This is a genomic window from Aeromonas cavernicola (assembly GCF_002795305.1).
GTDB classification, from domain to species: Bacteria; Pseudomonadota; Gammaproteobacteria; order Enterobacterales; family Aeromonadaceae; genus Aeromonas; species Aeromonas cavernicola.
The window spans coordinates 63,586-76,396 of record NZ_PGGC01000073.1 but is presented as its reverse complement, the minus strand read 5'-3'; the positions used below and the strand labels follow the sequence as shown (position 1 = coordinate 76,396).

Here is a 12,811-nt window from a genome sequence, read left to right as displayed (position 1 = left end):
GTTGAAATCGAGCAGCCAGAGGGTCCAGATCCCGCCCACTACCGCCAGCGGCAAGGTGGTGAGAATGAGCAGCACCTCCTGAACGCGGCGAAACGCCAGATAGAGCAGCAGCACGATAATGGCGACCGTGAGCGGCACCACATAGGCGAGGCGCGCCTTGGCCCGCTCCATGTATTCGTACTGACCCGACCAGGTGAGGGCATAACCCGCCGGCAGCACCAGCTGCTTGTCCACCTCAGCCTTGGCCTCTGCCACAAAAGAGCCGATGTCGCGGCCGCGAATATCGACGTAGACCCAGCCGTTGAGCCGTGCGTTCTCGCTGCGCAGCATGGGGGCCTCGTCACTGATGTAGACCCGTGCCACGTCCGCCAGCGCGATGCGCGCCCCGCTCGGGGTCACCAGCGGCAACAGCTCGAGGCTCGCCACCGAGTCGCGATAGCTCTGGGGGTAGCGCAGGTTGATGGGGTAGCGCTCGCGCCCTTCGATGGTCTGGCCCACCTCCATGCCGCCCACCGCGGTGGCGAGCACCGCCTGCACGTCGGCGATGTTGAGGCCGTAGCGCGCCGCCTTCAGCCGGTCGATATCCACCTTGACGTAGCGGCCACCGGCCACCCGTTCGGCGTAGACGGACGCAGCGCCGTCCACCTTGCCGACGATCTGCTCAAGCTGCTGGCCTAGCTGCTCAATGACATTGAGATCTGGCCCCGCAATCTTGATGCCGACCGGGGTCTTGATACCGGTCGCCAGCATGTCGATGCGGGTCTTGATGGGGGGCACCCAAGCGTTGGTAAGGCCGGGGAAGCGGATCAGGGAGTCGAGCTCTTCTTTGAGCTTCTCCGGGGTCATGCCGGGGCGCCATTGGTCGCGGGGTTTGAGCTGGATGCTGGTCTCCATCATCACCAGATCGGCCGGATCGGTGGCGGTCTCGGCGCGCCCCGCCTTGCCGAACACGTTCTGCACCTCGGGCACGGTGCGAATGAGCTTGTCGGTCTGCTGCAAGATCTCCCGCGCCTTGCCCACCGAGATATTGGCCGCGGTGGTGGGCATGTACATGATGTCCCCCTCATCGAGCGGTGGAATAAACTCTGAGCCCAGATATTTAAGCGGCCAGAAGCCCGCCACCGTCACCATGGCGGCGATGGCCAGGGTGGTTTTCGGACGGGCCAAGACGGCCTTCAGCAGTGGCACATAGGCCTCACTTAAACCACGGTTGAGCGGGTTCGCCTGTTCCGCCAACACCTTGCCACGGATAAAGTAACCCATGATCACCGGCACCAGCGTGATGGCGAGCGCCGCAGCGGCGGCCATGGCGTAGGTCTTGGTGTAGGCGAGCGGGTGGAACATCCGCCCCTCCTGCGCCTCCAGCGCAAACACCGGCAGGAAGCTAATGGTGATGATCAGCAGGGAGAAGAAGATGGCGGGCCCCACCTCGATGCTCGCCTCGGTGATGATGCGCCAGCGGTTCTGGTCGGTCAGTGCCTCCCGCTCCATGTGTTTGTGGACGTTCTCAATCATCACGATGGCGCCATCCACCATGGCACCGATGGCGATGGCGATGCCCCCCAGCGACATGATGTTGGCGTTGATCCCCTGCAGGTGCATGACGATAAAGGCCACCAAAATGGCGATGGGCAGGGTGATGACCACCACCAAGGATGAGCGCAGGTGGAACAGGAACGCGAGGCAGACCAGCACCACTACCGCGAACTCTTCCACCAACTTGCCGGAGAGGTTGTCGATGGCGCGGGCGATAAGATCAGATCGGTCATAGACGGTGACGATCTCCACCCCCTGTGGCAGGCTGCTTTTCAGCTCATCCAGCCGCGCCTTGACGCCATCGATGGTGTGCTGGGCATTCTCGCCATAGCGCATGACGATGATGCCGCCGACCACTTCCCCCTCGCCGTTGAGTTCGGCAATGCCGCGCCGCATTTGGGGGCCGGTGATCACATCGGCCACGTCACCCAGCAGCAGCGGGGCACCGCGCACCGTGGTGCCGAGCGGGATCTGCTTGAGGTCTTCCACGCTCTTGAGGTAGCCGCTTGCGCGCACCATGTATTCGGCTTCCGCCATCTCGATGACGGAGGCACCAGTCTCCTGATTGCCCTGCGCGATGGCGGTCTCGATAAGGGAGAGCGGAATGCCGTAGGCGCGCAGCTTGTCCGGATCGACCCGTACCTGATACTGGCGCACCATACCGCCGACGGTGGCGACCTCGGAGACGCCATTGACGGTTTGCAGCTCGTACTTGAGGAACCAGTTCTGCAGCGAGGTGAGCTCGCTCAAGTCATGCTTACCGGTTCTGTCCACTAGCGCGTACTGATAAACCCAGCCCACCCCAGTGGCATCGGGGCCGAGCTGGGGGCGGGCGGAGGCGGGGAGGTTGGGCGCGACCTGGCTTAAATACTCCAGCACCCGGGCACGGGCCCAGTAGAGGTCGGTGTTGTCGTCAAACAACACATAGACGAAGGAGTCGCCGAAGAAGGAGTAGCCGCGCACCGTGGTGGCCCCCGGCACCGCCAGCATGGCAGTGGTGAGCGGGTAGGTGACCTGATCTTCCACCACCTGAGGCGCTTGGCCCGGATAGGTGGTCTTGATGATCACCTGCACGTCGGAGAGATCCGGCAGCGCATCCACCGGCGTCTGTTTAACCGACCAGAGTCCCCAAGCGGTGAGCATGGCGGTCAACAGCAGCACCAGAAAGCGGTTGCCCACCGACCAGCGAATAATCGACGGGATCATGGCTTGGCTCCCATGTCGTGCTGGCTAGGGTCCATGCCTTCCATCTTGCCCATCTCATCTGTTGCGGGCTGGGCTGTGTTGCCACTCGCTGGTGCCTTCTCCTGCTGGATAGTGGTGATGCGGTACTCATCTCCCTCCTGCATCACCTGCAGCTGGAGGGGTTGCCCTGCGGCGAGCGGAGTGATGTCCACACCATCCGCCACGGTGAACTCCATCTCCATGGCGGGCCACTGCCACTCGGGGATGGGCTGGTGGGAAACCATCAGGGTGCGGTTGGCCAGATCGATGCTCTGTACTGTCCCTTGGGTCCACACCTGGGTCGGGCGCACCGCCGTCATGCGCTGGAAGTCCGACTCGATAGCCGATTCCGAATCGAGCAGGAACTGGGCCGAGCTGACGATGCTATCCCCAGCCTCCACCCCTGCCTTGATGACCACCTTGTCGCCAAACTGCGGGCCGAGGGTGACGGCAACCGACTTGAAGTTGCCATCTCCCAGCGCCAGCACCAGCCGATCCTGACTGCCGGTGCGGATCACCGCTTCGCTTGGCACTACCGATTGCGGTTCCCCCTTGCCGGTACGAATGGTCACCTTGGCGAACATATTGGGTTTCAAGAACTCATCTGGGTTGGCAAAGCGCAGCCGTACCTTAAGGGTACGGGTGGTGGCGTCCAGCGTCGGGTAGAGGTAATCCACCTTACCTTGCCAACTGCGGCCGGGGGCATAGTCGAGGGTCATGGTGACCGGATCGCCCACCTTCAGCTGGGTGGCCTGACGCTCAAACACCTCGGCACTGACCCACACCTGCTGGAGGGTGCTGATGTTGAACAGGGCGGCGGCGGGCTCCACATACTGCCCCTCGCGCACGGTGAGCGCTGAGACATAGCCGCTAGTGGGGGCATAGATGGCGATGGTTTCGCGCACCTGACGGCTGCGCTTGAGGGCGGCAATTTGATCCGCAGGAACTTGCAGGGATTTGAGCTTGCCCTCGGCGGCGCGCAGCAGCAGCGGGTTGCTGGTGTTGAGGGCGAGCAGGTATTCGTGCTGGGCATTGACCAGATCCGGGGCGTAGATCTCGTAGAGCAGAGAGCCTTTTGCCACCTGCTGCCCTTCGCTCTTGATGGCGAGGGTGCGAACCCAGCCCGCCATGCGGGCGTTGACCGCCTCCAGCCGATCTTCGTCATAGCCGACGTAACCCACCGTCTCGATCTGCGGGTGGATGGGCAGCTGCTCCACCTTGGCAAGGCGTACCCCTAGGTTTTGCTGGATCTCTGGGCTGATAGTGACGGTGCCCGGCGAGCCGTTCTTCTGCTCCTCATAGACGGGGATAAAGTCCATCCCCATGTTGTCTTTAGCGGGGCTATCACGCTTGTCGCGGGGGTCCATCGGGTTGACCCAGTAGAGCGGCGTCTTCTCTTTGGCGCTGGCGCCATCGGAGGTTTGTTTGGCGGCCCAGTAGCCGCCACCGGCGCCAAGGGCCAGCAGCAGGGCACCAATCAGCAGTGGTTGACTCATCGTTCACCTCCACTCAGTAGCTGAGGGGCGGCGCATTGGACGGCGACGATAGGGGCCGCAAGGTTGGCCGCAACGTGAGCAGCAACATGGGCAGCAACATTGACGGCGCCACAGCCGGCAATCAGGGCAAATGACATGATACTTCTTCTCTTCTGTCAGGCCGCCGGATAGGAGATGAACCAAGCATCAACCAAAGGGAAGGCGGCAAACGGGGCGCAGCTGACGAGTCAGCAGACGCACGCTCCCTGTTGCTGGCGGGGCCAGTGGTCACAGGGTCAGGCAAAAACGGCAGCACATGGACAAGCTAACGCTTGGTTGCCGCCAGAGAAGATCGCGCTAGTGACGCAGCACCGACAGCATCAAGTGTCGGCGCGGCCAAGAGGGGGGGTGAGTACCACGGGATCGCAAAAAGGGGTCGCGTAGCCAGAGATCGAGCCGCGAGCTGGCCATTCCTGTAGGCAAAAACAGTAATGGGAGGATGATCAGCATCAGCAACACTGCCACCCATGTCAGGGGGCTGGCGAGAACATTCACCCCAGTTTGCATCGGGCAGCCGTCGTCGGTGCTGGTGAGCGCATCCCCTTGTGGTGAATGGCAACTCGGTACTGTGACGCTGTGCTGGGCGCCGTCGGCCATTGCGGCAGAAATAGCCGAGGTGTGTGATGAGTGCTCTGCCGACATCGACATGGGGACGACCGCGTCTGTCAAGGCGCTGGTTTGCTGCTCAGGCGATGGCTGAGTGCTGCCGTGCCAATTGATACAGAGGGTTAAATTACAGATAAGGAGGAGCGCCAGCAGTAGTCGGGCCAAGCTAGCAGAGGGCAATCTTGCAGCAAGCTGGATGAGAGACAAACAGGGCATCCTCAGAACACGAGAGAATAGCACTGTAAACCTTACCTTAAGGAGAAAGTCAAGGCGTTGGATGTTGGATACTGATCCCCCTCCATGGGGAGGGGGATCAGTGTATCCGATTGGCTATTTCTCTGAGCCCCTCATGATGAGGCGGAAAAACAGCGGGATGAAGAAGATGGCAATGAAGGTGGCGGCCAACATGCCGCCAATCACTGGCCAGCCCAGGGCGTGACGGCTGGCAGCCCCAGCCCCGCTTGACGTCACCAGTGGCACACAGCCGAGGATGAAGGCGAGCGAGGTCATGACGATCGGACGAAAGCGTAAGCGAGCTGCTTCCAGTGCGGAATCGAGCAGGCCCATGCCCTCTTCGTGCTTCATCACCGCAAACTCCACGATCAGAATAGCGTTCTTGGCGGCGAGGCCGACCAGGGTCACCAATCCGATCTGGAAGTAGACGTTGTTGGTCAGCCCCACTAGCCAGGTCGCCAGCAGGGCGCCGAACAGGGCGAACGGCACGGCGGTGATCACTGCAAATGGCAGGCTCCAGCGCTCATACTGGGCAGCCAGAATGAGGAAGATCATCACGATACCAAAACCAAATGCCATCCCTGCGCTGCCCGCCGAGGCTTTCTCTTGATAGGCAGAACCGATCCACTCCAGTTTGGCGTCGTTACCGAGGCTGTTGTTTGCCACCTCTTCCAGCGCGGTGATGGCCTGCCCTGAGCTGTAACCGGGGGCAGGTTGCGCCATGATCTTGGCCGCTTGGAACACGTTGAAGCGCTCCACCAGCTCAGGACCACTGGCATCACGCACGGTGACCAAGCTGCTTAACGGGATCATCTCGCCATTGCCCGAGCGGACATAGACGTTACGAATGTCGCTCTTTTTGGCGCGGTAATCCGCCTCAGATTGCAGCTGTACCCGATAGGTGCGGCCAAACTGGTTAAAGTCATTGACGTAGACCTGACCAAAGGTGGCTTGCATGGTGTCAAACACCGCATTGATGGGCAGCCCCAGTGCTTTGGCTTTCTCACGATCTAAATCGAGATAGACCTGTGGCACGTTGGCCCGATAGGTAGAGGTGACGCTGGCAAATTCCGGCCGCTCTTTGGCTGCCGCCAAGAAGCGATCCACTTCGGCCGCGAAGGCTTGCGCACTGCCGGTTCCTCGGTTTTGCAAATAGCCTTCCAAGCCACCGGTGGTTGACATGCCTTGGATAGGCGGTGGGTTGAACGAGGCAACAAAGCCATCAGCCAATCCCATCAAGCTCATCCCTTGCAGGCTCTTGGCCAGCGAGAAGGAGTCCTGTCCCGCCTCTTTGCGCTCTCTCCAATCTTTGAGGGTGATAAAGGTGAGGCCGCTGTTGCTGATGATGGCGTTGGAGAGAATGTCAAAGCCAGAGAAGGTGATGACATCCTTGACGTTGGGGTTCGCCATAGCGATTTGGTCGAATTGATCTGCTACCGCTTGGGTACGGGTCATGGCCGCGGCATCTGGCAGCATCACCGCCGAGATGAGGTAGCCCTGATCTTCGTTCGGGACTAGCTCTCCTGGCACTTTCAGGTAAAGGCCATAAATAGAGCCGAGCAACAGGGCGATGATGGCAAAAGCAACCCCTACTCGGCGGTTGAGGAAGGCCACACCGCTGACATAGCCATGGGTCAGTTGATCAAATTTAGCGTTGAACCAGACGAAGAAACGGGCGGGTTGGTGGTGCCCCTCTTTGAGCAGTACCGCACACAGGGCAGGGGAGAGGGTCAATGCCACCAAACCGGAGATGGCTACCGAGACCGCGACCGTGATGGCGAACTGCTTGTACATCACCCCCGTCATGCCACCCATAAAGGCCACAGGCAAGAACACCGCGCACAGCACCAACACGATGGCGACCACCGGGCCCGAGACCTCCTGCATGGCGAGGATGGCCGCCTCTTTGGGCGAGCACTTCTTCTCGCTCATGATCCGCTCGACGTTCTCCAGCACCACGATGGCGTCATCCACCACGATACCGATGGCGAGCACCATGCCAAACAAGGTGAGCAAATTGATGGAGAAACCGAGCATCAGCATCCCAGCAAAGGTGCCGATCAGCGAGACTGGCACCGCGATACAGGGGATCAGGGTGGCGCGGAAGTTCTGCAAAAACAGGTAAACCACCACGAACACCAGCACAATCGCCTCGAACAAGGTGTAGACCACCTCTTCAATGGAGATTTTGACGAACTCAGTGGTGTCGTAGGGGATCTGGTATTCGATATCTTGGGGGAAGCGCTCTTTGAGGCTCTCCATGGTGGCGTGAACGGTATTGGCCACCGCCACGGCATTCGCCCCCGGTTGCAGATAGGTGGCGATACCAATCGCGGGCTTGCCGTTGGCGCGAGCCACTAGGTCGTAATCTTTGCCGCCCAGCTCGACCCGTGCCACATCTTTGAGTCGGATTTTGGATCCATCTGGCATAGAACGGATGATGATGTTTTGAAACTCACCAACGGCCTCAAGCCGGCCTTTAGTCTGCACCGTGTAGGTAAAGTCGATGGGGGCGGTGGTGGGTTGGGCGCCAATCTTACCTGCCGCAAACTGGGTATTTTGTTCCCGGATCGCGCCGATCACATCGCTTGGGGTGAGTTGTAACTGGGCCAGCCGATCGGGGCGTAGCCAGATCCGCATGGCGTAGTCGGTGCCACCAAACAGGGTGGTATCACCGATCCCCGGAATCCGTTTTAGCTCATCAATGATGTTGAGCAGGGCATAGTTAGAGAGGTAGGTGGTATCAAACGCGCCATTGGGCGACTGCAGGGTCACCACCTGCAAAATGGAGGTCGATTTCTTCTTGACCGTGACCCCTTGCTTTTTGACCTCCTCTGGCAGCTGAGCCATGGCAGCTGAGACTCGGTTGTTAACGTTGATGGTCGCCTGATCGGGGTCAGTTCCTATTTCGAAATAGACGTTGAGGCTCATTTGCCCATTTGAGGCAGATCCGGATTGCATATAGAGCATCTGCTCAACGCCGTTGATCTGCTGCTCAAGGGGGGCAGCCACCGTTTGTGAAATCACCTCAGGGGTGGCGCCTGGATAGAACGCCGTCACTGAGACGACCGGTGGGGTAATTTGCGGATACTGCTCAATGGGCAGCGATCGCATGGCCGCCAAGCCGCCCAGCACGATAATGATCGAAATCACGCTGGCGAAGATGGGGCGTTCGATGAAGAACTTGGAAAACATGGTGTCTCCTTACTTGGCCGATGCTTGCTTAACCATGCCAGCGCTGATCGTTTTCATCTCATCAGCAGTGACTGGCTTGACCACCGTACCGGGGCGGGCCTTCATCAGCCCTTCGACGATGTAACGCTCACCGGCTGCTAAGCCACTTTCGAGCAAGACGCCCGCATCGACGACGGCGCCTAGTGTGACTGGACGCGGCACGACTTTATTTTCAGCATCCACCACCATCACCATCCGATCTGCTTGGGATTGGATAATGGCCCGTGGCGGTATCACGATGGCATTTTTGCGGGTGCCCAGATCGATGGTTATCCGGACAAACTGGCCCGGCAGTAGGGTGCCTGCTTTATTGTCAAAGATGGCTCGTGCTCGGATGGTGCCGGTTTGTGGGTCGACTCTGCTATCCGAGAAGTTCAGTCTGCCTGCTTCAGGGTAAACAGAGCCATCAGCCAAGCGGATATGGGTGCGCCAATTGGTGGCATCTTTGGCCTCAATGAGCCCGCTTTTGACCGATTTTTCAAAGTTGAGGCGATCTTGCTCTGAGTATGAAAAATTCACATAGAGCGGGTTGTATTGGGTAATGGTGGTGAGCAGGCTGCTGTCACCGCTGGTAGAGATCAGGCTACCTTCCGATTGCGAGCTTTTGCTGGCCATCCCGTCAATGGGGGCGGTCACCTTGGTGTAGCTGAGATTCAATTCAGCCTCTTTCACCTTGGCTTGTACGGCTTGCATGCTAGCAACGGCGGCTTCGTAGTTGGCGATGGTGTCATCGTAATCTTTACGACTCACCACTTGGCGTTTGAACAGCGGGATAATGCGATCCCGATCGGCGGTTGCCTTGTTCAGTCGAGCCTGCTCTTGTGCCAAGGTGCCTTTGGTCTGCTCCAACGCGACCTTGTAGGGTTCTGGATCGATCTCAAATAGGGCCTGGCCAGAAGTGACGCTCTGCCCTTCGACGTAGGTACGCTTGAGCAAAATCCCGCTGACGCGAGATCGCACTTCAATCTCCCGAAAGCCGGCGGTCTCCCCCACCATCTCGGTGGTCATGGGGACGTCAGTCAAGGTGGCTTCATTGACCACCACAGGTACGACAGGCATGGCTGGGGGGGCCTTGGCTTGCTCATCGCCACAGGCTGTCAATGTGCTGGTCAATGCCAGGGCAATCAGTCCCTGTTTGACCCGTGTTTTTTTTGCGTTTGGCACTTTCATCATCTCACTCCTGTTAGATCGATTACGGCCATTGCGCTCACCTTTTGTTTCGACAGACACGGTTAACTTCATGGTTATAAATTCAACTCATTGGATTACAGACGTTTTTTAATCATAGAGTACGAACGTTGAACCTAAGCTGCTTAGCTGTATAAGTTATGTCGTGGCTGGCTAGAACGAGGTCTGGGCCGCACCTGTGTTAGAGGCTCGATAGTACCATACGAAAACACCTTGGGAACTGCCCAAGGTGGAGATGGTGAAAAGAGGTTAAAACGGTGTTTTTACAGATAAAAATGGCACTAATTACCAGTCGGAGCAGGGGGGAGAGCCGATGGCTCTCCCCCGCGGCGATCAACGAAAGCAAGCCCAGATAGGGGCGTGATCGGAGGGTTTGTCGATACCACGTAGCTCGTAGTCGATGCCGGTCTCGGTCACATGATCTTTAAGTGCGTCGGAGGCCATGATGAGGTCGATGCGCAGGCCGCGGTTCTCATCAAAACCCTTAGAGCGGTAATCAAACCAAGAGAAGCGCTCGCACTCGGTGGGGTTGGCGGCACGGAAGGTGTCGGTGAGGCCGAACCCTTTCAGGCGTTCCATCCATTCGCGCTCGATGGGCAGGAAGGAGCACTTGCCATCCCGCAGCCAGCGCTTGCGGTTCGCTTCGCCGATGCCGATGTCGAGATCGGTGGGGGAGATATTCATATCCCCGATCAGCACCAGCTGGTCATCTGGGGTGTGGTGGGTGTCGAGGTAGTGCTGCAGATCCTCGTAGAACTTCTGCTTGGCTGGGAACTTGGTCTTGTGATCTTGGCTTTCCCCCTGTGGGAAGTAGCCGTTCATCACCTTGATGAGGGCGCCGTCCTCGCGCTCGAAGGTGGCCATGATCATCCGGCGCTGGGCCTCTTCATCATCGGTGGGGAAACCTTTCTCCACCTTGACTGGCTTCTGCTTGCTCATGATGGCGACCCCGTAGTGGGCCTTCTGGCCGTGAAACGCCACGTGATAGCCCATGGCCTCCACATCGGCGAGCGGGAAGGCTTCATCGTGCACCTTGATCTCCTGCAGGCCGATCACATCGGGCTGGTGCTTGTCGATGATGGCTTGCAGCTGATGCAGTCGAGCTCTTAGGCCATTGATATTAAAAGAGATAATCTTCATTTCTGAGATGCTCATGTCATTGTGATAGGCCGCTATTGGACGAGGAATCGGCTATGGATGCAAGTTTAAGGGGGCGTGAGAGGAACTTAATTAAGCTTATCGAACTCTTGGCGCAGAGCGTGAAAGCGCTCTTGTTGTGTTGGATTTAGGGGAATACCGTCTAATTCTTCCACCGTGGCCTTACATTCTGCTCTTAGCTGCAGGCTTTTTTGACTATTTGGCATCAACAGTAATAGCACTTGGATCTTGTTTAAGGCCGCCACAGTATTGGCGGGTACTCGGCGCAGGGCTTCGCGAAAATGGGTAAGCGCCTGTTCTAGCTCGCCAGCTTGATATGCGTTGGTACCTAAGTTGTTGAGCTCTTCATAACGTTGGCGTTGCTCCTGTGCTGAACGATCATCAAGGGCCGTTTGAATGCAGATGGTTAACAGCGTGTCTGGGTTTGCTGCCAGTAAACTTTGCAAGCTATCGGCATATTCAAATTCACCGAGTTGATAGAGTGCGAGGGCGGTTTCCCCCAGTAAAGCAGGCGACGGATTAGCTTGGTCATCGAGCCAGTGTTGGTTGGCTCGGTAAAGCATTCGCTTACCTTTTAGCGGTTCACCCAGCGCGATTTGCACTCGTGCTTGGCATATCTGTTCAAACGCTGGGTAATTGAACTCTGACATCATCAGAGAATCGCGTAGGCGGGACAGGGCGGCATTGACCTGTTTTTGTAAGTGAGGGATCTGATGGCTGTCGTTACTATTGAGGCTGTAAAGGGTCAAGGCTTGAATATAAGCGCCAAGATAGTGCGGCGTGCAGTGGATGGAATTACGCGATAGCTCAATGAGAGAGAGTAAGACCTCCTTTGCTTGCGCGTAGTCATGACGAATGAGACACACCTCTGCCAGCCTGCGAGCAAGTAGTACCGATTGTGGAGAAATGTCGACCGCTCTTTTCAACTCTTGTTGGGCTCGCTCCGTATTACCCAGTGCAAGCATGGACTCCGCCAACCAGCGATGGGCTTCGACCATCAATGGCGTATTTTTGAGGGTGGTCTGCAGATGCCCAACGGCTTCTTCGTGAAGCCCCAGGGAGTTGCACGCCTTACCCAGTATCAACCTAGCCCAGCTGTTCTCTTGCCCAGCGAGTAATTGGCGCATCAGGTCACGGGCATCTTGGGCTTGTTCCAGTTTTAAGTAGGTTTCTGCTTGGATGCAGCGGCAGTAGTTGGCAAAGCGGGGATGGGTCTGTGCTAACGCGGCTGAAACCGTGATGAGTGCAGGCCAGTTGCTGTCTGCCAGAGCAGTAAAAATCGGCGTCAGTGCTTGGCGACGGGCGAGAGCGCGTTTTAGCCGAAACGCGAACTGCTCCTGCGAGAATGGCTTCATCAGATATTCGTCAGGCTCAGCTTCTAACGCACTGAGCACCATGGCCCGCGAGCTGTCGCCACTGACCATGATCACCACGCTCTGGGGGGGGATCAGATTTTGATTTTTTAGGCTTTCTAATAGCTGGCGACCATTTTCACCCACCCCGAGATCGTAATCTATCAGATAAATATCGAAGGTCCCTTTCTGGCAACGGCGCCGCGCCTCTTCTGCGTTGTTTGCAGACGTAATGTTGCTGATGCCGAGATTGATCAAGATCGCTTTCATCATCACTTGAAACGAGCGCTGCTCGTTGACCATGAGCACGCGCTTAGGTTTGGCAGGGAACTTTTTCTCTGGTTCTTTATCCGATATCAACATCTTTCGGGATCGACGCGCTACAGGTTGATGATATGAAGTGTGCCACCAAATTTCAGTATCTGCATACCTCTTGACCAAGGTGGCAACCTGTGAGGAGGGAAATACCCCGCCAACGCTTGTGCTGCCGCTGTTTAGATAAAATGGTAAGGGCCGACATATCGATGGGAATGATGGTGATATGGGCAAAAAATCACCACCCGAGCGTAAATTTAGCGCCGCGTTAAGCGCGAGCAACGGGCTATGGGCTGTCTGTTGTGTTCTTGCTTGGGGTTGGGCTTGCTGATAATCCAGAACGAGGCGTGGCGGGTTGGCAGGGGCGATCGCACTCTGTTCACGGCTGCTATCGATGTGGGGAGGGCAGCCAACACTATCTCGGCAATG

Annotated in this window: 8 protein-coding genes; all 8 read right to left on the bottom strand. The window is 57.8% G+C overall.

Annotated features, from left to right (window positions below; translation table 11 throughout):
- A partial coding sequence (locus CUC53_RS08310; RefSeq protein WP_100293719.1) for an efflux RND transporter permease subunit occupies positions 1 to 2,742 on the bottom strand: 2,742 nt, incomplete at its 3' end.
- Entirely contained in the window at positions 2,739 to 4,256 is a 1,518-nt protein-coding gene (locus CUC53_RS08305; RefSeq protein WP_167386720.1) for an efflux RND transporter periplasmic adaptor subunit, read from the bottom strand. The genes CUC53_RS08310 and CUC53_RS08305, both read right to left, overlap by 4 nt.
- A complete protein-coding gene (locus CUC53_RS18850) occupies positions 4,253 to 4,393 on the bottom strand; it encodes a hypothetical protein (protein ID WP_157798230.1) in 141 nt (46 codons plus the stop codon). Before CUC53_RS18850 ends, CUC53_RS08305 begins: the two co-directional genes overlap by 4 nt.
- Before the next feature lie 199 nt (positions 4,394 to 4,592).
- A complete protein-coding gene (locus CUC53_RS08300) occupies positions 4,593 to 5,117 on the bottom strand; it encodes a hypothetical protein (protein WP_100293718.1) in 525 nt (174 codons plus the stop codon).
- A gap of 114 nt (positions 5,118 to 5,231) precedes the next feature.
- Positions 5,232 to 8,330 carry an efflux RND transporter permease subunit gene (locus CUC53_RS08295; protein WP_100293717.1) on the bottom strand — a complete coding sequence of 1,033 codons (3,099 nt, stop codon included), beginning with the start codon at positions 8,328 to 8,330 and terminating at the stop codon, positions 5,232 to 5,234.
- Between the two features lie 9 nt (positions 8,331 to 8,339).
- Positions 8,340 to 9,539 carry an efflux RND transporter periplasmic adaptor subunit gene (locus CUC53_RS08290; protein ID WP_100293716.1) on the bottom strand — a complete coding sequence of 400 codons (1,200 nt, stop codon included), beginning with the start codon at positions 9,537 to 9,539 and terminating at the stop codon, positions 8,340 to 8,342.
- Between the two features lie 351 nt (positions 9,540 to 9,890).
- Entirely contained in the window at positions 9,891 to 10,697 is an 807-nt protein-coding gene (gene xthA, locus CUC53_RS08285) for an exodeoxyribonuclease III (RefSeq protein ID WP_100293715.1), read from the bottom strand.
- 86 nt (positions 10,698 to 10,783) lie between these two features.
- Positions 10,784 to 12,430 carry a tetratricopeptide repeat-containing response regulator gene (locus tag CUC53_RS08280; RefSeq protein ID WP_100293714.1) on the bottom strand — a complete coding sequence of 549 codons (1,647 nt, stop codon included), beginning with the start codon at positions 12,428 to 12,430 and terminating at the stop codon, positions 10,784 to 10,786.
- Positions 12,431 to 12,811: the final 381 nt, after the last annotated feature.